This window comes from Nocardioides albus (genome assembly GCF_014648255.1).
In the GTDB taxonomy this organism is placed as follows: domain Bacteria; phylum Actinomycetota; class Actinomycetes; order Propionibacteriales; family Nocardioidaceae; genus Nocardioides; species Nocardioides albus.
Genome location: NZ_BMQT01000001.1, coordinates 20,999 through 40,328, shown reverse-complemented (window position 1 = coordinate 40,328; position 19,330 = coordinate 20,999). Strand labels below are relative to the sequence as shown.

16 protein-coding genes and 1 tRNA gene are annotated in these 19,330 nt (G+C 69.5%); 13 read left to right on the top strand and 4 right to left on the bottom strand.

Annotated elements, in window-relative coordinates; genetic code table 11:
• The first annotated feature begins 1 nt into the window (after position 1).
• The 7 genes from IEY84_RS00180 (at position 2) to IEY84_RS00150 (ending at position 4,471) form a co-directional block, all read left to right on the top strand.
• Positions 2-511, top strand: a complete 510-nt coding sequence (locus IEY84_RS00180; protein WP_183541031.1) for a DUF501 domain-containing protein — start codon at positions 2-4, stop codon at positions 509-511.
• Entirely contained in the window at positions 508-1,446 is a 939-nt protein-coding gene (locus IEY84_RS00175) for a Ppx/GppA phosphatase family protein (RefSeq protein WP_183541028.1), read from the top strand. The genes IEY84_RS00180 and IEY84_RS00175 overlap by 4 nt, the downstream gene beginning before the upstream one ends.
• Before the next feature lie 96 nt (positions 1,447-1,542).
• A complete protein-coding gene (locus tag IEY84_RS00170; RefSeq protein WP_183541025.1) occupies positions 1,543-2,256 on the top strand; it encodes a hypothetical protein in 714 nt (237 codons plus the stop codon).
• Between the two features lie 72 nt (positions 2,257-2,328).
• Complete coding sequence (locus IEY84_RS00165; RefSeq protein WP_183541022.1) at positions 2,329-2,847, top strand: glycine cleavage system transcriptional repressor; 519 nt, start codon at positions 2,329-2,331, stop codon at positions 2,845-2,847.
• Positions 2,844-3,401: a peptide deformylase gene (gene def / locus IEY84_RS00160; protein WP_183541019.1), complete on the top strand. Its 558-nt coding sequence runs from the start codon at positions 2,844-2,846 to the stop codon at positions 3,399-3,401. The genes IEY84_RS00165 and def overlap by 4 nt, the downstream gene beginning before the upstream one ends.
• Before the next feature lie 19 nt (positions 3,402-3,420).
• Positions 3,421-3,494, top strand: a tRNA-Leu gene (locus IEY84_RS00155).
• 128 nt (positions 3,495-3,622) lie between these two features.
• On the top strand, positions 3,623-4,471 hold the full coding sequence (locus tag IEY84_RS00150) for a Bax inhibitor-1/YccA family protein (protein ID WP_183541015.1): 849 nt from the start codon (positions 3,623-3,625) through the stop codon (positions 4,469-4,471).
• Between the two features lie 156 nt (positions 4,472-4,627).
• Here the strand turns inward: IEY84_RS00150 and IEY84_RS00145 are convergent, their stop codons facing one another.
• Positions 4,628-5,650, bottom strand: a complete 1,023-nt coding sequence (locus tag IEY84_RS00145) for an SGNH/GDSL hydrolase family protein (protein ID WP_183541012.1) — start codon at positions 5,648-5,650, stop codon at positions 4,628-4,630.
• Positions 5,651-5,737: 87 nt separating this feature from the next.
• Here IEY84_RS00145 and IEY84_RS00140 point away from each other — a divergent pair, with 87 nt between their 5' ends.
• A complete protein-coding gene (locus IEY84_RS00140) occupies positions 5,738-7,138 on the top strand; it encodes a cystathionine beta-synthase (protein ID WP_183541009.1) in 1,401 nt (466 codons plus the stop codon).
• 43 nt (positions 7,139-7,181) lie between these two features.
• Positions 7,182-7,559, top strand: a complete 378-nt coding sequence (locus IEY84_RS00135) for a hypothetical protein (RefSeq protein ID WP_183541007.1) — start codon at positions 7,182-7,184, stop codon at positions 7,557-7,559.
• On the opposite strand, the gene IEY84_RS00130 is transcribed toward IEY84_RS00135, so the two are convergent.
• Complete coding sequence (locus IEY84_RS00130) at positions 7,520-10,084, bottom strand: LuxR family transcriptional regulator (protein ID WP_183541004.1); 2,565 nt, start codon at positions 10,082-10,084, stop codon at positions 7,520-7,522. The two genes, IEY84_RS00135 and IEY84_RS00130, sit on opposite strands and share 40 nt — an antisense overlap.
• Positions 10,085-10,526: 442 nt before the next feature.
• Between IEY84_RS00130 and IEY84_RS00125 the strand changes: the two genes are divergently transcribed.
• From IEY84_RS00125 to IEY84_RS00110, 4 genes are read left to right on the top strand one after another with little or no spacing between them, the layout of a single operon-like run.
• Complete coding sequence (locus IEY84_RS00125; RefSeq protein WP_183541001.1) at positions 10,527-11,996, top strand: cytochrome ubiquinol oxidase subunit I; 1,470 nt, start codon at positions 10,527-10,529, stop codon at positions 11,994-11,996.
• A 10-nt stretch (positions 11,997-12,006) separates the two neighbouring features.
• A complete protein-coding gene (gene cydB, locus IEY84_RS00120; RefSeq protein WP_183540998.1) occupies positions 12,007-13,008 on the top strand; it encodes a cytochrome d ubiquinol oxidase subunit II in 1,002 nt (333 codons plus the stop codon).
• Positions 13,008-16,454 (top strand): thiol reductant ABC exporter subunit CydD, encoded by a 3,447-nt coding sequence (gene cydD / locus IEY84_RS00115; RefSeq protein ID WP_183540995.1) that lies wholly within the window; start codon positions 13,008-13,010, stop codon positions 16,452-16,454. Before cydB ends, cydD begins: the two co-directional genes overlap by 1 nt.
• A complete protein-coding gene (locus IEY84_RS00110) occupies positions 16,448-17,110 on the top strand; it encodes a response regulator (protein ID WP_183540993.1) in 663 nt (220 codons plus the stop codon). The genes cydD and IEY84_RS00110 overlap by 7 nt, the downstream gene beginning before the upstream one ends.
• A 15-nt stretch (positions 17,111-17,125) precedes the next feature.
• Here IEY84_RS00110 and IEY84_RS00105 read toward each other — a convergent pair whose 3' ends face one another.
• Both IEY84_RS00105 and IEY84_RS00100 read right to left on the bottom strand, forming a co-directional pair.
• A complete protein-coding gene (locus IEY84_RS00105; protein WP_183540990.1) occupies positions 17,126-18,748 on the bottom strand; it encodes a sensor histidine kinase in 1,623 nt (540 codons plus the stop codon).
• 98 nt (positions 18,749-18,846) lie between these two features.
• Positions 18,847-19,272: a YchJ family protein gene (locus IEY84_RS00100; RefSeq protein ID WP_183540987.1), complete on the bottom strand. Its 426-nt coding sequence runs from the start codon at positions 19,270-19,272 to the stop codon at positions 18,847-18,849.
• Positions 19,273-19,330 lie beyond the last annotated feature (58 nt).

Genomic DNA, 19,330 nt, shown 5'->3' with positions numbered 1-19,330 from the left:
CATGGCCATCGATCCCAAGGACGTGTCCGCGATCGCGGCACAGCTGGGACGCGAGCCACGGGGGATCCACGAGGTCGGGCACCGCTGCCCGTGCTCGTTGCCCGATGTGGTGACCACCGAGCCGCGGCTGCCCAACGGCACCCCGTTCCCCACGACCTTCTATCTCACCTGCCCGCGAGCCGCCTCGAAGATCGGCACCCTCGAGGGCACCCACGTGATGAAGGACATGGAGGCGCGGCTCGCCGAGGACGAGGAGCTCGCCGCCGCCTACGCCAAGGCCCACGAGGCCTACCTCGAGGCTCGCTACGAGCTCGGCGACCCGCCCGAGATCCACGGCATCTCCGCAGGTGGGATGCCGAACCGGGTCAAGTGTCTGCACGTCCTCGCCGGCCAGGCGCTGGCCCAGGGGCCGGGCGTGAACCCGCTCGGCGACGAGGTGCTCGAGCGGCTCGGCGAGTGGTGGAAGGCTGGCCCGTGCGTGGATCTGGAGCTCGAGGACGAGGAGCAGTGACCCGACGGGTCGAGCCTGTCGAGACCAAGGTCGCTGCCATCGACTGCGGCACCAACACGATCAAGCTCCTGATCGCCACCGTCACGGCCGACGGCCTGACCGAGGACGTACGCGAGGCCCGCATGGTCCGACTCGGCCAGGGCGTCGACCGCACCGGTGTGCTCGCCGAGGAGGCACTGGCACGAGCCTTCGGAGCCATCGACGAGTACGCCGCGCTGATCCGCGACCACGAGGTCGAGAGGGTGCGCTTCGTCGCCACCTCGGCCACCCGGGACGCCGCCAACGCGGCGACCTTCACCGACGGCGTACGCGCTCGTCTGGGAGTCACGCCTGAGGTCGTCACCGGGGCGGAGGAGGCGGCGCTCTCGTTCGGCGGCGCCGTCCGCAACCTCCAGGGCACCCCGCCGCCACCGCTGCTGGTGATCGACATCGGCGGCGGCTCGACCGAGCTGATCCTGGGCGAGGGCCCCACGCCGACCAGCAGCCACTCGATGGACATCGGCTCCGTGCGCCTCCACGAGCGCCATCTGCGCTCGGACCCGCCGACGAGGGAGGAGATCGATGCCTGCGTACGCGACATCGACGGCCACCTCGATGGCTGCCCCGTCGACCCGGCGGCCGCCGGCTCCGTGGTCGTGGTCGGCGGCACCGCCGTCCAGCTGACCATGGGGCTGCTCGAGCTGACGGCGTACGACCGCACTGCCACCGACCACGCCGAGTTCGCTCACGACGAGGTCTACGGGATCGTCGAGCGGCTGCTCGCGCTGACCGTCGAGGAGAGGCTCGCGCTGCCCTGGATGCACCCGGGTCGCGCCGACGTCATCGCGGCCGGCGGGCTGATCCTCGACCGGATCCTCAGACGCTCGCAGGTCGAGTCTCTGCTGGTCTCCGAATCGGACATCCTCGACGGAATCGCCTGGTCCGTTAGAGACTAGGCATGTCGGGGGACTTGATCTTTGTGTTTGGCGCCTAGGTTTGGGTTCACCGACTCAATCAAACCGAACCAAACCTGTCTCTCGGAAGGTCAAGAAGTGAAAAAGCTCATCCTGCTTGCCATCGCTGCCGCTGGTGTCGGCGTGCTGGTCAAGAACAAGTCTGAGCAGCTGAAGGCCGGCGCGAACAAGGTCACCCACGACCCGCGCGTCCAGTCGGCCCTCGCGACCGCCTCAGAGAAGGCGGCGCCCCTCAAGGAGAAGGCTGCTCCCTATGCCGAGGCCGCCATGGCCAAGGCGAGTCCCTATGCCGAGGCGGTGAAGGAGAAGGCCGGTCCCTACGCGGAGCAGGCCAAGGAGAAGGTCTCGACCGCTGCTGGTGTTGCTTCCGACAAGCTGCACCTCCACGACTCCGACCAGAAGTCCGCGCCCGCGTCCGCCCCGGACTCGACCACCGAGCCCGACGCCGACGACGCCTTCGTCGCCGAGTCCCCTGCTGCTGCCGCTGCTCCAGCAGCCCCGGACTCGTCCTCGACCAGCGAGTACGGCGGCTACCCGCCCGCACCGCCGGCGCCGTCCGCTCCGCAGGCCGGGGTCACCGGTGACCCGCTCACCGACCCGATCCCGCCCGCCGACCCCTACGCCACCGAGGTCCCGACCCAGGCGACCGGCTCCGACTCGGACCAGACCTCCTACGACGACCTGGGCGGCGGCGACACCGCGGTCAAGCCCACCTCGGAGGACGCTCCCGAGTTCGCTCCCGAGCCGGTCGACCCCTCCCAGGAGGAGAAGGACAAGTGGTTCCGCGGCTGATCCCTCAGCCGTCGACGTCCATCTGAGTCACCCGCGGTCCGCCATCGGCGGTCCGCGGGTGACAATGGTTTGGTGACCATCCACGCCATCACCGTCCTGGGACACGACCGCCCGGGGATCATCGCCGACACCACCGCCCGCCTGGCCGGACTCGGACTGAACCTCGAGGACTCGACGATGACCCGGCTGCGAGGTCATTTCGCGATGACTCTGCTCTGCGCGGGAGAGGCGACCACCGATGCCATCCGGGCTGACCTGGAGCCGATCGCGTCCGACGGCACCCTCACCGTCACGGTCTACGAGCTGCCCGAGGAGCAGGCGCCGGCCGGCGCAGGTCGGCTCTTCGTGCTCTCCGTCCACGGCGGTGACCGCCCCGGCATCGTCTCCACGGTGACCGCCGAGATCGCTGCCGTCGGCGGCAACATCACCGACCTGACCACCCGTCTCTCCGGCGACCTCTATGTCGTCGTCGCCGAGCTCGAGCTGCCGGCGGACGCCGATGTCTCCGTGCTCGAGGCGTCGATCAAGCGGGTCGCCCAGGAGCTCGGCGTCGACGCCACCCTGCGGCCGATCGAGGCCGACGACCTGTGAGCTTCAACGAACGAGTGGCGGCCTGGACCGAGGCGGAGCTAGGTGTCGAGGGCAAGGTCCTCGAGGTCGTACGCGCCCCGGCTCACGTCCTCTCCGTGCCCGGCAAGGACGTCGACCCGACCGCCCCCGAGACCATCCAGCTGGCCGCCGACCTGATCGCCACCATGCGGGTCTCGCCCGGCTGCGTCGGCCTGGCCGCCGACCAGGTCGGGGTCTCGGCCCGGGTCTTCTGCGTCGACGTCTCCACCCACGTGAAGACCAAGACCCACCACGGAACGTACGTCCTGTGCAACGCGGAGGTCCTCGAAGCCAGCCGCAACGAGAAGGCCCGTGAGGGCTGCATGTCCGTCCCTGACCTGACCGGCGACGTGAAGCGGGCCTCCCGGCTGACCGTACGCGGCCAGCTCCCGGTCACCGGCGAGACCGTCGAGATCGTCACCGACGCCTTCGAGGCCCGCTGCCTGCAGCACGAGATCGACCACACCGACGGCCTGCTCTTCATCGACCGGGTCGCCGGTGCGCACGCGCTTCATCAGCGCCAGACGTACTTATGACGCTAGGGTCTGGCTGTTCGCCCCGGTGTCCCAACTGGCAGAGGATGACGACTTAAACTCGTCCAGATGTGGGTTCGAGTCCCACCCGGGGCACTTCTGTGATTCCGGAACACCAGGGTTGTCCCGGACGTTGAGCAAGACACCAGGCCGGTACGCTGGCCACACAGGAGCCGCCACCGTGGCGGCGCCTCTCCAGTCGCTTTTCGAGGAGTGACCACTAGATGCAGAGCAACAACCCGGTGTTCCGTCGGTCAGAGGGCTTCGGGCAGCCGTCACACAACGCCTACGGCAACGCGACCTACGGTGGCAACGGCGCTCCGTACGCCGGCTACGGTCAGGACCCGAGCCAGTGGTCGACCGGCGGCCCTCAGGCTCCCACCGTCGGTGCCCCCATGACGATCGACTCGGTGGTGCAGAAGACCGCGATCTCGGTCGGACTCACAGTCCTTGCGGCGATCGCCACCTGGATGCTGACCCCGGAGATCGCCCCGGGCGCCAACCTGGGGCCGCTGTACGCCGCGACTGCGATCGGCTCGATCGGCGGCCTGATCCTCGGGCTCGTCAACAGCTTCAAGCGAGTGGTCAGCCCCGCGCTGGTCCTCGCCTATGCCGTGCTCCAGGGGATGCTGCTCGGCGGCATCAGCAAGACCTTCGACGCCATGTTCGGCGGCGGCATCGTCGTGCAGGCCGTGCTCGGCACGTTCGCGGCGTTCGCGGGTGTCCTGGCGGCGTACAAGTTCTTCGACATCAAGGTCGGCGCCAAGTTCCGCACCTTCATGATGGCCGCCGGCTTCGGCCTCCTCGGGCTCATTCTTCTCGAGGTCGTCCTCGGCCTCTTCGGCGGGGGCATGGGGCTGTTCGGGATGGGCCCGATGGGTCTGGTGTTCTCCATCGCCGGCCTGGCCTTCGGAATCTTCAGCCTGATCCTCGACTTCGACTTCGTCGAGCAGGGCGTCGCCAACCAGCTCGAGGAGCGGGAGTCCTGGCGTGCCGCGTTCGCGCTGACCGCGAGCCTGGTGATGATCTACTTCTACCTGCTTCGCATCCTCGCGATCCTGCAGCAGGACTGATCGATCCGTCACAAGTCCGCCCCGCTCCAACCGGAGCGGGGCGGACTTGATTTCGCCGAGACGTCAGTTGGGCCGGTCGAGACGTCAGTTCGATGTCAACTCGGCCGACGTACGTGACGCCTCGACCGACGCGCGTGACGTCTCGGCGAAGGGTGCTCAGCGCTGAGCGGGCTGCCGCACCGCGGGCGGGGGAGTCTCGGAAGGACGCTCGCCACGGTGGGGCGGCCGCTGCTCGTTCTCGAACGAGCGAGCACGGGCCCAGTTGCGGCCGACGCGGCCACGGGGGCGCGGAGCAGGGTCGATCTCGGTTCCTGGCCGGATGACCGCACGCAGCGAGGCGGCCGCGAGCGGCATCACCTGCTTGCCGTTGTAGGTCTCCAGGATCGCGTTCTCGTCGCCCACGAGGCCCAGCACCGAGAGCGTCGGCGGGACCAGCACCTCGCCGAGGGCGTGGTAGCCGGCGGCGGAGGGATGGAACAGGTCGGCGCCGAACCAGAACGCCGGGGTGGCCTTGAAGGCCGGCCCGAGAACGTCGCCCAAGGACACGGTGTGGCCACCGGCGCGGACGACGTGGAACATCTGGCCGGCGGCGATGCGGATCGACCAGGCGCGCATGATCGAGCGCAGCGGCGGCAGGATCGGGGTAGCCGTGCTGAGGTCGGGGACGGTGCCGACGAGCACCTTCACCCCCGCCTCCTGGAGCCGGATGACGGCCTGGGCGAGGTGGCTGACCGCGACCCGCGGACGCACCCGCCGGATCACGTCGTTGGAGCCGACCAGGATGACCGCGATGTCGGCGTCGGCGGCGATCGCCTTCTCGACCTGCGGGTGCAGGTCGGAGGACTTGGCGCCGATCTCGGAGAGATCGTGCAGCCGCACCGGGCGATGTGCCTTCTCCGACACCCCGGAGGCGAGCACGGCACCAGGCGTGTCCTCGACCTCGGTCATCCCGTAGCCAGCGGCGCTCGAGTCGCCGAGCAGCGCGATGTTGATCGGCCGGCCGGCCTGACGCGCTCCGTACCACCCTGTCGGGGAGGGAGCCACCGGCATCTTGACCTGGTGCGTCGCCCGGACGGCAAGCGCTGCTTCCGCGACGAGGATCCCGGCGAACGCGGCGGTCGCGGCCAGAACACCGCCACCGGCGTACGCGGTCTTGCGAGCCAGACTCTTCTTCGCCACGGGGACACTCTAAAGTCTTCGACCCCATACCGGGCACTCCGTAGGTCAGATATAGGGGATCTCACCTAGTGGACCTACGCTGGGGCCATGGAGTACGTGGACTCGCTTCTCGACCTGATCGGCAACACTCCGCTCGTGCGGCTGGAGCGTGCGTTGGACGGCGCCGGGGCGCCTCGACCGGGGGCGGGACCGCTGGTTCTGGCCAAGGTGGAATACCTCAATCCTGGTGGTTCGGTGAAGGACCGCATCGCCACCCGGATGATCGAGGCGGCCGAGGCGTCCGGTGAGCTCAAGCCCGGCGGGACGATCGTGGAGCCGACCTCCGGCAACACCGGGGTCGGCCTGGCGATGGTGGCGCAGCAGAAGGGCTACAAGTGCGTCTTCGTCTGCCCCGACAAGGTCAGCGAGGACAAGCGCAACGTGCTGAAGGCCTACGGCGCCGAGGTCGTCGTCGCGCCCACGGCCGTCCCGCCGGAGCACCCCGACTCCTACTACAACGTCAGTGACCGGCTCGCCTCTCAGCCCGGGGCCTGGAAGCCGAACCAGTACGCCAACCCCAACAACCCTCGCTCCCACTACGAAGAGACCGGCCCCGAGATCTGGCGCCAGACGGAGGGGAAGATCACCCACTTCGTCGCCGGTGTCGGCACCGGCGGCACGATCTCCGGGATCGGCCGCTACCTCAAGGAGCAGAACCCGGATGTGAAGATCATCGGCGCCGATCCGGCCGGGTCCGTCTACTCCGGTGGCTCGGGTCGGCCTTACCTGGTCGAGGGTGTCGGTGAGGACTTCTGGCCGGAGACGTACGACCGCGATGTCGCCGACCGGATCATCGAGGTCTCCGACGCCGACTCCTTCGCCTACACCCGCAGGCTCGCCCGCGAGGAGCAGATGCTCGTCGGCGGCAGCGCCGGCATGGCTGCGTACGCCGCCAAGCAGCTGGCCGAGGAGCTGGCCGGCACGCCGGAGGGGGAGAACGCCGTGATCGTCGTGCTGCTGCCCGACTCCGGCCGCGGCTACCTGACCAAGGTGTTCAACGACGAGTGGCTGGCGCAGTACGGCTTCGCGATCGGTGAGGCGGCCAAGCAGACCGTCGGCGACGTGCTGCGCGGCAAGTCCGGCCGGCTGCCCGACCTCGTCCACACCCACCCCGGCGAGACGATCGCCGAGGCGGTGCACATCCTGCAGGAGTACGGCGTCTCGCAGATGCCCGTCGTCCGCGCCGAGCCGCCGATCGTGGCTGCGGAGGTCGCCGGCTCGGTCTCGGAGCGCACCCTGCTGGACGCGCTGTTCACCGGCAAGGCCAAGCTCACCGACCCCGTCGAGGAGCACATGTCCCCGCCGTTGCCCTCGATCGGCTCCGGCGCCGACGCGCACGACGCCGCCCACACGTTGGGCTCCTCCGACGCGCTGCTGGTGCACGAGGACGGCAAGCCCGTCGGCGTCCTCACCCGCCAGGACCTGCTCTTCTTCCTGACCACCTCCTGAGCCGAGTAGCGGTGGGGGAGCGCGTACGCCATGATTCCTCGTCATGATGGCGAACCCCCACCGCCGAAGCGGAGCCCGAGGCAATGCTCACCGCCGCCCGGTCGTGCTTGCCGCGGTGTCCCTGCTGACCCTGTTCGTGTTGACGGCGTGCGGCGGTGGCGAGGGCGGCGGTGACAGGCCCAGCGTCGCGGACATCGAGGACCAGATCGCCAAGAGCAGCGGTGAGCAGGTGACCGAGGAGCAGTCCGCCTGCCTGGCGAGGACCTACTACGAGTCCGACCTCTCCGACGAGGCGGTGCGTCTCCTGGTCGAGTCCGAGGACGTCGCCGAGATCAGCCCGGAGGACCTGTCCGAGGCGGATCAGAAGGCCAGCAAGGAGCTCTACGATCCGCTGGTGAAGTGCCTGACGCCTGCTGAGTAGTCGCCGTCCGGGATCGGCCGCAGCCAGGTGCTCGCCACCCGGGTGAGGTCCTCCCGTCCGGAGACTCCGATCTTGCGGCTGATGTTGTGCAGGTGGGTCTCGACGGTGCGAGTGCTCATCTCCAGGTCGGCCGCCAGCGATGCGGTGGTCGGGCCGTCCGGCAACAGCCGCACCACCTCGCTCTCCCGCGCGGAGAGCCCGATATGGGTCACCGCGCGGCCGAACATGCCCGTCCGGCTCCCGGAGATCTCGGAACGCTCCCACGCCATGTCGAGGGTCTCTGCGGCCTCGGCCAGGTCGCCTGTCTCGCGCTGGAGGATCGCCAGCGAGATCGCGGCTCTGGTGACGAAAACGAGGGCCCCTGCATCGGCGAGGACGACGATGGCCTCCCGGAGGCCGTCGATGTCTCGGGCGGCGGTGGCCGCTGCGTACGCTCCCATGCCGACCAGCAGCGGGCTCTCGGTTGCTGCGGCGGCCGCGGTCGCCCGGGCGATGTGCTTGTTCTCGTTCGCTCCGCGCTCGACCGCCTCGACGGCGAGGAAGACGGCGCCGGTGATGTAGCCGGCGTCGAGCCGCTGGCCGACGAGCTCGCATAGCTCCTTGAGGCTCGGCATCCGGCCGCTGGCGGGCGCCATGATGCCTGCCACCATTCCGGGCCAGGGCCCGAGCGGGACCTTCGCGCCACCGATCTGGGAGGCGAGGCTGCGGGCGTACTCGGGTCGGCCCTGGGCCATCGCGATCTCCGCGCCGAGGGTCAGGATGCCGGTGTGCGAGAGGTCGCGGTGCGCGGCGACGCTCGAGGAGGAGAGAGCGCGGAAGCCGACCTGGCTAGCCTCGGTCAGCCGGCCGGCGATGCTCATGCCCAGCACGCTGAGGTAGGCGGGGATCAGGATGAGCTCGGCGCTCTCGCCCTGGCTGGCCGTCTCGAGCCGGTCGTGGGCCAGGTCGATGGCACGATCCAGGTCACCGCCGAGCACGTCGGCCAGGCCGGTGAGGAAGGCATGCAGGCCGTTGAGATAGGGCTTCTGGGGGTGCTGGCTCTCGAGCAGGTTGCGGGCCTGCTCTACCGAGCCGGCCGCCAGGAGCCGCTCTGCGGCGACGATGCCGAGGACCTCGACGCCCACCTCGTCCCTGGGACTGGGCTCGATGTCCGGCAGCTCCGGGACGTACGTGGTCTGGAACCGGATGTGCGCTCGAGTGCCCTCCAGCGTCGCCGCGAAGCCGGGCAGGCGTTCCAGCCCCCGGTCGAGCACCTCGTTGGCAGCCTCCAGGTCACCCAGCTCGATCGCCTTCCAGTTGGCGATCCAGGCCAGCAGCCAGGCCGACTCCGGTTCGTCGACCAGTGGCGTGCGGCGTTCGAGCTCCTCGATCTGATCGCGCGGCGCCGCGGTGTTGCGCAGCGCCATGAGCAGCGGCAGCGCCGTCTCGGCCGAGGGTGTCTCGGTCCAGGCGCGACGGGCGCGGGCGACCGTGTCGGCCATCTGGCGCATCGATCGCTGATGGAGGAGAGCCGCGTCGGCGCCACGCGGCCGGTGGGTGGCGTAGTCGAGGAGGCGTTGTTCGGTGGCGAGATGGTTGCGGGCGATCACCAGCCCGAACGCCGATCCTTCGGCGACCAGGTAGTCACCGATGATCGGCGGGTAGAGACCGACGACCCCGCTTCCGGGGGCGTCCTCGCTGTGCCGAGCGAGTCCGTGGGCGAAGAGCGCGTCGAGCACGCGGCGCTCGATGATCTTCTCGGCCTCGTCCAGCGGCACCGGACCGGTCACCGCGAGTGCGGTCGCGGCGTCCCACGCCTCTTGGTCGAGCCCGGCGACGAGAGGCTCGACGGCCGAGGCCAGCTCCGGGGCCCATCCCGTACGCAGCGGCAGCCGCCACAGCCCGTCGAGCTGCTCCAGCACGCCAGCGCGCGGGCCGATGGTGGCGATGGCCCTGACCAGACCGAGCAGTCCGCCGGTCGCCATCGCGATGCGCGCCAGGGACCCGGCCTCCACCGGACCACCGAGGATCGATCGGCACTCCTCGTGCACCTCGTCGACCTCGAGCGTCGGGGTGCGAACCTGGACCGAGGGTGCGATCCCGATCATCAGGGTGTTCTCGGCGACCGGGTGCTGGTGGCGGCTGCTGGTCACGGCCGGGAGTCTTCTCTGGCGGTGGATGTTGCGCAGCGCGCCGATCGAGTAGGTGTCGAGCGCATCGGCATCGTCGATGACCAGGACGGTGCCGTTCTCGACCTGCTTGCTGAGTGCCGTCGTCATCTCGCCGATGGTGCGACGGGGGCCGGCCGGGGTGGCACCGCCGATGCCGGCTGCGGTCAGCGCCGCGAACGGCTCGTTCTGCCAAGCGCGATGGCCGCTGACCTGGAGCACCGGGAGGTCGTCGTCTTCGAGCCGGTCCGCCACGAGCGCGCAGAGCTCGCTGCGCCCGGATCCGCGGGGGCCGACCAGATGGACGCTCAGCCCCGCGCGTACGTAGTCGGTGATCTCGTCGACCACCCGCGTCAGGACGCCTTCCCGATCCGACATCTGGCCACCACCCCCGGACCTCAAGGTACATCCAAATGCCTAGCCGATTTTCTGTGGGGACGCTGTATCGCCCGCGTATTGGGTCCGCTGATACGCAGGTTGTCTGTTTACAGTACGTAAACAGTCCGTCCGAGACCGCAACGTATGCCCGCAAATGATGAGATAGTGATCTCACGGGCTGAGGTACGCCTCGGCCTGCAACACTGAGTGACACCAGGTTGCCGCAACAGCTCCCCCATCTGATTGCGGCCCTGGTGGCACGAAGAGCTGAGAGCCCGGCCGTCCCGGACTCGAGGTCGCGATCATCCCCCCGCGGTCGTGACCTCGAGCCCAGGGCGGCCGGGCTTCTTTGCGTCGGGTCCTGGTGGGTTGGCTCACAAGTCACGTACCTCGCCGGAGGGGGTGCTGGGGTGCGTGGGACAGCAGTGACATAGTGGCTGACGTGGACAGCGTCCTGGAGTTAGCCAGGTGGCAGTTCGGCATCGTGACCGTCTACCACTTCCTGTTCGTCCCGCTCACGGTGGGACTCACCATGCTCGTCGCCGTGCTGGAGACGATCTGGCTGCGTACGAAGAATCCTGAGTGGCTTCGGCTGACGAAGTTCTTCGCGAAGCTCTTCCTGATCAACTTCGCGCTCGGTGTGGTCACCGGGATCGTGCAGGAGTTCCAGTTCGGGATGACCTGGTCGGACTACTCCCGCTTCGTGGGGGACGTCTTCGGGGCTCCGCTGGCGATCGAGGCCCTGCTCGCCTTCTTCCTGGAGTCGACCTTCCTCGGCCTGTGGATCTTCGGCTGGGACAAGCTGCCGCGGGCGTTGCACAACGCGTGCATGTGGATCGTCCACCTCGGCACGCTGGCGTCGTCGTGGTTCATCCTCGCGGCCAACTCCTGGATGCAGCACCCGGTCGGCTACACGTTCAACGAGATCACCGGGCGCGCCGAGCTCACCGACTTCTGGGCGGTGATGGTCAACAAGGTGCAGCTGGGTACGTTCCCGCACGTCATCCTCGCGGCGTACCTGACCTCGGCGGCCTTCATGCTCGGCATCCTGGGCTGGCTCTACATGAGGCGCCCGGGCGAGAACAACGCCGACCGGCCGATGCACCGCCGCGGGATGGTGCTGGCAGCGTGGGTCATGCTCTTCTCCGGAGTCGGGGTGGCGGTCTCGGGTGACATCCAGGGCAAGATCATGACCGAGGTGCAGCCGATGAAGATGGCGGCTGCGGAAGCGCTGTGGGAGACCTCGGACTCGTGCGCGCCGTTCTCGATCCTGACCATCGGCACCCGTGACGGGAAGCACGAGAAATGGGCCCTCGAGGTGCCCTGCGTGCTCTCCTTCGTCGCCACCGGCACCTTCGACGGCAAGGTCGAGGGCATCTATGACCTGCAGGAGAGATACCGGGAGACGTACGGCTCGACGCCGGGTGCGACCTACTACTCGCCGGGCGACTACACCCCCAACATCCCGGTCACCTACTGGACCTTCCGCTGGATGATGGGGCTCGGCGCGGTCGGCAGTCTCATCGGGCTCGCCGTGCTCTGGCTGACCCGCAAGGGACGTACGCCATCGGGGTGGGTCGGGCGTGCGCTGCCTGCGCTGGCGATCTCGGCTCCGGTGATGGTGCTGCTGGGCAACTCGATGGGCTGGATCTTCACCGAGATGGGTCGCCAGCCGTGGGTGGTCTTCGGCGTCCTGACGACAGCCCAAGGCGTCTCGCCAGGGGTCGCGCCCTGGGAGGTGTGGATGTCGCTGATCGGCTTCACGCTCCTCTACGCCGTGCTCGCGGTGATCGAGGTTGGCCTGCTCATGAAGTACGTGAAGAAGGGGCCGGACCCGTTCGTCGAGCCGCCTTCCCCCACCCTGCGCGGCTCCGACTCGGATGCCGACGAGCCGATGAACTTCGCGTACTGAGGAGAATCTGATGGAGCTCACGACTATCTGGTTCTGCCTCATCGCGGTGCTGTGGATCGGCTACTTCGTCCTGGAGGGCTTCGACTTCGGTGTCGGGATGCTGCTCCCGGTGCTGGCGCGCGACGACCGCGAGCGGCGGGTCATGATCAACACGATCGGCCCGGTCTGGGACGGCAACGAGGTCTGGCTGCTGACCGCCGGAGGGGCCACGTTCGCGGCGTTCCCGGAGTGGTACGCAACGTTGTTCTCCGGCTTCTACGTCCCGCTGTTCCTCATCCTGATCGCGCTGATCGTGCGTGGCGTCGCCTTCGAGTATCGCCATCAGCGACCTTCGGCCACCTGGGCCGGCTGGTGGGACCGTGCGGTGATCTTCGGTTCCTACGTCCCGGCGTTCCTGTGGGGCGTGGCGTTCGCCAACATCGTCCGCGGGGTGCCGATCGACGCCGACTTCGAGTTCACCGGGACGGTGCTGACGCTGCTGAACCCGTTCGGCCTCCTCGGCGGGCTCGTCACGCTGTCGCTGTTCGTGACCCACGGTGCGCTGTTCATCGCGCTGAAGACCGACGGTGAGATCCGTGGTCGGGCTCGTGCGCTGGCGCTCCGCGTCGGGGTCGTCGCCGCCGTGCTCGCGGTGGTGTTCTTGGTCTGGACGCAGGTGCTGACCGGCAATGTGGCGACCGCGGTGATCTTCGTCGTGGCGGCGCTGGCGCTCGTGGGTGGGCTCGGGGCGGCGTACGTCGGTCGGGAGGGGTTCGCGTTCGCGGGCACCTTCTTCGCCATCGGGCTGGCTGTGGCCGGGCTCTTCGTCGGACTCTTCCCCGACGTGATGCCCTCCTCCACCGACGTCGCCAACTCGTTGACGACGACCAACGCCTCGGCGACGCCCTACACGCTGAAGCTGATGACCATCGCCGCGGCGGTGTTCACGCCGCTCGTGGTGGGCTATCAGGCCTGGACCTACTGGATCTTCCGCAAGCGGATCTCGATCCACCACATCCCCGCCGCACACTGATGCGACCGAACGACCCGCGCCTGCGAGCTCAGCTGGCGGTGGCCCGGGGGCCGCTGACGGTGGTGGTCGCGGCGGGGGTGCTCGGTGCGGTGCTGCTGATCACCCAGACGTACGCCGTCACCGGACTGCTCATCTCCGCGATCCGCGACACCGGGTCGGTGGGTGGCTGGGCCCTGACGGTCGTGGCCGTCTTCGTCGGCCGGGCGGTCGTCGGGGTGGTCTCCGACGTGGCCGGCGCCCGGGCGGCCGGCGTCGTCGGCGCGGATCTGCGGCGCCGCGTGGTCGGCGCGATCCTGCGCGGGCAGTCGGGGCGCTCAGGCTCGTTGTCGGCCCTGGCCACGCGTGGGGTCTCGGCCGCCGAGCCGTACCTCACGCGCTACGTGCCGGCACTGGTGCTCGCCTGCGTGCTGCCCGTCATGGTCCTCGCGGTCATCGTCTGGACCGACCCGCTCAGCGGTCTCATCGTGGGGCTCACGCTGCCGCTGATCCCGATCTTCGGGGTGCTGGTCGGCCTGGCCACGCGCGACCAGGCGGCCAGCCAGTGGCGGGCGATGGCGGCGCTGGCCGGGCACTTCCTTGACGTGATGAAGGGTCTGCCGACCCTGGTCGCCTTCGGTCGAGCGCGGGCCCAATCGCGCGTCATCGCCACGATCACCGACAGCTATCGCCGTCGCACCCTCGAGACCCTGAAGATCGCCTTCGCATCTTCAGCGGTGCTCGAGCTCGTGGCCACCATCGCGGTCGCCCTGGTCGCGGTCACGATCGGGGTACGGCTCGCTGCCGGCTCGGTCGACCTGCAGACCGCCCTCGTGGTCCTGCTGCTTGCCCCCGAGGCGTACTGGCCTCTTCGTCGGATGGGTGCCGAGTTCCACGCCGCCGCCGAAGGCACCGCCACCCTCGAGGCCACCGCCGACCTCTCCCGAGACGTCACTGGCGTCGGCCGAGACGTCACCGATTGCCATCTCGGCCGACGGGAGCGACGCCTCGGCATGGCTCTCGATGGGGTGGGAGTGACCTATCCCGGCAGGGAGCGGCCGGCGCTGATGCCGGTCTCGGGGAAGGTCCCGGACCGAGGGATCACCGCGATCGTCGGGCCGAGCGGCTGCGGCAAGTCGACATTGCTCGCCACGATCGCGGGCCTGAACGAGACGTACGCCGGCACCGTCGAGCTCGACGGCCAGACCCCGGCCGCGGGCGAGGAGTGGCGGCGGCGGTTCGCCTATCTGCCCCAGCGACCGGTGTTCGTGAGCGGCACGATCGCCGACAACCTGCGTCTGGGGTCGCCGGATGCGACCGAGAGCGACCTGTGGCGCGTGCTCAAGCGGGTCGCGCTCGCCGACCGGATCGCCGATCTCCCCGGCGGCCTCGGTGCCGACCTGGCCGAGGACGGCCGCTCGCTGTCTGGGGGAGAGCGAGCCCGGTTGGCACTGGCCCGCGTCGTACTCTCCGATCGTCCCTGGATCCTCCTCGACGAGCCGACCGCCCACCTCGACCCCGACACCGAGCGGATCATCGCCGAGACCGTCACCGACCTCGCCCGCGACCGCGCCGTCGTCCTCGTCGCCCACCGTCAAGCGCTGATCGACAACGCCGACCAAGTCATCACCCTTTCTGCCGAGACGTCACTCGCGTCGGCCGAGAGGTCACTCGCGTCGGCCGAGACGTCACTGCGGTCGGTCGAGACGGCATCTGCTGACAACTCGACCGACGGGACTGACGCTTCGGCCGACGTACGTGACGCTTCGGCCGACGGGAGTGACGCCTCGGCGCGGGGGAGGCTTGCGCTGTGGGGGGCGGCGGTGGTCGGCGGGCTGAGCTGGGCGTCGGGGGTGGCGCTGACGGCGCTGGCGGGGTGGCTGATCATCAAGGCCTCCTACCATCCGGTGATCCTGACGCTGGTGGCAGCGATGGTGGGGGTGCGTACGTTCGGGATCGCGCGGCCGGTGCTCCGCTACCTGGAGCGGCTGTGGTCCCACGACAGCGCGCTGCGGCTGCTGGCCAGGCGGCGGGTGGAGATCTACGAGGCGCTGGTGCCGTTGGTCCCCGGTGCGCTGCCGGGGCGTCGGGGAGACGTGCTGGCCAGCGTCGTCGACGACGTCGACGCGGTCCTCGATGAGGAGCTGCGGGTGCGGTTGCCAGTCCGGGAGTACGCCGTCGTGGCCGTCCTCGCGGTCCTGGCGACCGCACTCATCGACCCGGTCGCCGCCGCGTTCACCGCGGCCACGATGCTGGCGGCGGGGGCCTCCTTCGGGATCGCGTACGCAGGAGCAGCACGCGCCGAGCAGATCTCGGTCACGGTGCGGGCGAGAGTCTCCGAGCAGGTGGTCGAAGCCACCCAGACGGCGACCGAACGCCGGATGTGGCAGGCGAGCGAGCCGGTGCTGGACACCCTCGACGCCCTGGCCCGCACCGCCACCAAGGCGACGGTAACCGCGGCTGCCGCCGCCTCGGTCGCCAAGGCGCTCGTCCTGGTCACCGCCGGCGCGGCGGTCGCCGCGACCGCTGCGTACGCCGACGTCGCCGACGGGCCGATGCTCGCTCTCCTCACCCTGGTTCCGTTGGCTCTGGCCGAGCCGGCGGCGACCCTCGCGGATGCGGGTGCGGCCCGGGCTCGCACCCGCGCCGCGCAGGCGCGTCTGGACGACCTCACCAGCCGCCGGCCGGCCGTCGTCGCCCCGGAACACCCGGTGCCGCCGGCCGAGGACACCACGCTCACGGTCACCGGCGTCACCGCCTTCCCCGGCGCCCAGAGCAGCGGCCAGAGCAGCCGCCAGAGCAGCGGCCAGAGCGTCGAAATCCCCGACCTGCACGCCGCGCCCGGCGCGAGGATCGGGATCGTCGGCCCCTCCGGCTCCGGCAAGAGCACGCTGGCCGCGCTGCTGCTGCGCTTCCTCGACCCGGATACCGGCACGATCACCCTCGGCGGCCTGGCGACCCGCGACCTCGACCCCCAGGACGTACGGAAGATCGTCGGCCTGGTCGACGACGATCCGCACGTGTTCGCCTCCAACCTCGTGGAGAACGTCCGCCTGGCCCGGCCCGCGGCCACCGACGGCGAGGTCGAGCAGGCGATCCGCCGCGCCCACCTGGGCGACTGGCTCGATGCCCTCCCTGCAGGGTTGCAGACGAGGCTCGGCGACGGCGCCGACCAGGTCTCGGGCGGTGAACGAGCCAGGCTGGCGGTCGCGAGGTCGTTGCTGGCCGGGCACAAGGTCCTGGTTCTGGACGAACCTTTGGCCCATCTGGACACATCGACCGCCGAGTCGCTGGCGCGCGAGGTGCTCGCACGGGAGACTGGATCGACAACTGGCCAGACAGTTGAATCGGGAGTCGGTCCGCATGGCGGCACGAAAACCGTACTGTGGATCACTCACACATCGACCGGACTGGGGTTGACCGATACCGTGGTCTCCCTTCAACGAATGGGGGAAGTGAGACGGTGTTGACCGAGACGAGGACGATCCGGGTCTACCTGCTCGACGACCACGAGGTGGTGCGCCAGGGGCTGACGACGCTGCTCGACAGCCATGACGACATCGCGGTCGTGGGCCAAGGCGGCACCACCGCGCAAGCGCGTGAGGACATCGACCGCCTCCGGCCGGACGTGTGCGTGCTCGACGCCCGCCTCCCCGACGGCTCGGGGATCGAGGTCTGCCGTGAGGTCCGAGCGGCCTACCCCGACATGCTCGCGCTCATCCTGACCTCCTATGACGACGACGAGGCGCTCTTCTCGGCGATCATGGCCGGTGCGAAGGGGTATGTCCTCAAGGACATCCGCGGCAACGACCTGGTCGAGGCGATCCGCACCGTCTCCGGTGGCGGCTCGCTGCTCGACCCGCTGATGACCGCGAAGGTCATGGAGAAGATGCGCAACCCGGATGGCGAGTCGCCGCAGATGCAGGCGCTCACGCCGCAGGAGAAGCGTCTGCTCGCGCTCATCGGCGAGGGCCTGACCAACCGCGAGATCGCCGGCCGGATGTTCCTGGCCGAGAAGACGGTCAAGAACTACGTCTCCAGCATCCTCGCCAAGCTCGGCGTGCAGCGCCGCACCCAGGCCGCGCTGATGGCCAAGGAGCTCCTCCACCCGCGCCGGGGCCAGTAAGGCTCCGAGAGCGGCTCAGACCCCAGCGGTGATCGGCACCTGCCAGACGAGCTCGGTGCCGCTGGGAGAGTGCGGCCCGATCTCGAGCTGACCACCGAGCTGGACCGCGCGAGCGCGGGCGTTCTTCAGCCCGCTCTCCTCGGCCTCTTCGGGGACGCCGCTGCCGTCGTCGCGTACGACCAGCCTGATCTCGCCGTCCTGGAGGGTGAGCTCGATCTGGGCGCTGTGGGCGTGCGCGTGCCGGGCGAGGTTGGAGACCGCCTCGCGCAGGACCGGGAGCAGGTGGTTGCGGACGGCGTCGGGTACGGCGGTGTCGACCGGCCCGGTGATCTTGATCTCCGGGGTGAACTTCATGACGCCGGCATACTCCCGAACCACCTCGCGCACCTGCGCACGCAGCGAAGTGGCGTCGTGGTTGCTGAGGTCGAAGATCGAGCCGCGTACGTCCTTGATGGTCTGGTCCAACGCATCGACCTGCTCCGCGAGCCGCTTGGGCAGGTCCTCGACGCGGTGCGGGTTGCGGCCCAGGGTCTCGAGCTGTAGCCCGATCGCGAAGAGGCGCTGGATGACCACGTCGTGCAGGTCGCGGGCGATCCGGTCGCGGTCGGTGATGACCGCGAGGTCGGCGCGGTCCTCGACCGCACGGAGGCGGTCCAGGGCGAGCGCGGCCTGTCCGGCGAAACCGAAGAAGAGCTCGCGCTCGTGTTGGTCGTGCGCGGCGGAGGCCTTGTCGTAGATCGCCAGCAGCGCACCACGGCCGGCGAGCGAGGAGCGCACCGGGGCGACCACGACGTAGAGCCCGTCGGCCTCGAGGTCCAGCGGCTCGACGATGCGCCGGTCGATCAGGAACGGGACCTTCTCGGTCACCGCTCGGACCTGTTCCTCCTGGCCGGGCACGGCCGCCACTCCGGAGACGAGGCCGTGCTCGATACGGGTGCCGGCCCCGACCCCGATCGCTCGCATCAGCGGCAGCGCGGTCTCGCACATCCGCTCCAGCGCCACCGTGTGCTCCAGCGGCGGGGTGAGGGCCCGGCTGAGCTCGGCGCTCGCCTCCAGCCACTTGCGGCGCTGCTCGCTGAGCTCGAGCTCGCGTACTCGTTCGATCTGGGCGCCTGCGGCGCGGGCCAGGGCGACGACCAGCTGCTCGTCGTGGTTGGTGAAGTCGGCGCCGCCGGCCTTGTCGGTCAGGAGCAGATGTCCGAAGTCGTGGTCCTTGATCCGCAGCGGCACCTCGAGGAACTTGCGCTTGCCGGCGTCGCCCGTGCGCAACGCGTGGCTGCCGCCGTCGGTTGTGCGGGGTGCCACCAGCAGGAGCGCCTCGGCCTCGGAGGCGTCGCTCGCGTCTGCCTCGGACTCGGGTTCGGCGTCGAGCCGGGCCCGGCGGCCGTTGCTCTTGCCCACGACCTGCAGGGTCGGCTCGTGCTGGTGGCCGTAGGTGATCAGGTCCTGCAGGTTGCCGTCGAGGTCGAGGACGCCGAGCGCGCCATAGCTCGCACCGGTCAGCTCGCAGGCGGACCGGGTGATCCGTTCCAGCATGGCGCTCAGGTCGAGCTCGCTCGACATCGCGATGACTGCATCCAGGAGCGAGCGCGCCGATGGTTCGAGACCGGACAGATCCTCGGTCGCGTCGGTGGTCACTCGTCAGAGTCTGTCGTGCCGGACCCGCTCGCGTCCACATATCGGCAACAGTTTCTCCACTGTCTTGTCTCAAACCCATGCGAATGCGTGCGTCCGGATCATTCGTCGGCTATCTCTCCGTCGACATAGAGCCACCGTCCGGCACGCACCTCGAACCGGCTGTGCTCGGCGAGCACACCGGCTCCCGACGGAGCCTCGTAGAACGCCCGGAAGGCCACCCAGCCGTGGGTGTCGTCATCGATCCCGGAGCCCTCGATCTCGAGTCCTGTCCACGTCAGTCGCGGGTCGGGTGCGGCCACGCCCAGATCGTCGGGGCGGGTCCCCGGGTGCCACGTGCGGAAGATGTAGTCCCAGTCCCCGAGGGCGTACGCCGCATAGCGGCTGCGCATCAGCTCCTCCGGCGTGTCGGCCCGCGCGGCGCCTCGGTGCAGCCGGTGGCAGCACATCGGGTAGCGCTTCCCGCTGCCGCACGGGCACTCCTCGGTCAGGGGTGATCCGGTGGCTGTGGGGCCGAAGGGAGACATGTGCCCATTGTGTACCGGAAAGGGCGGATTTCCGTCGTAGGCCCCGAGCACCCCGTCT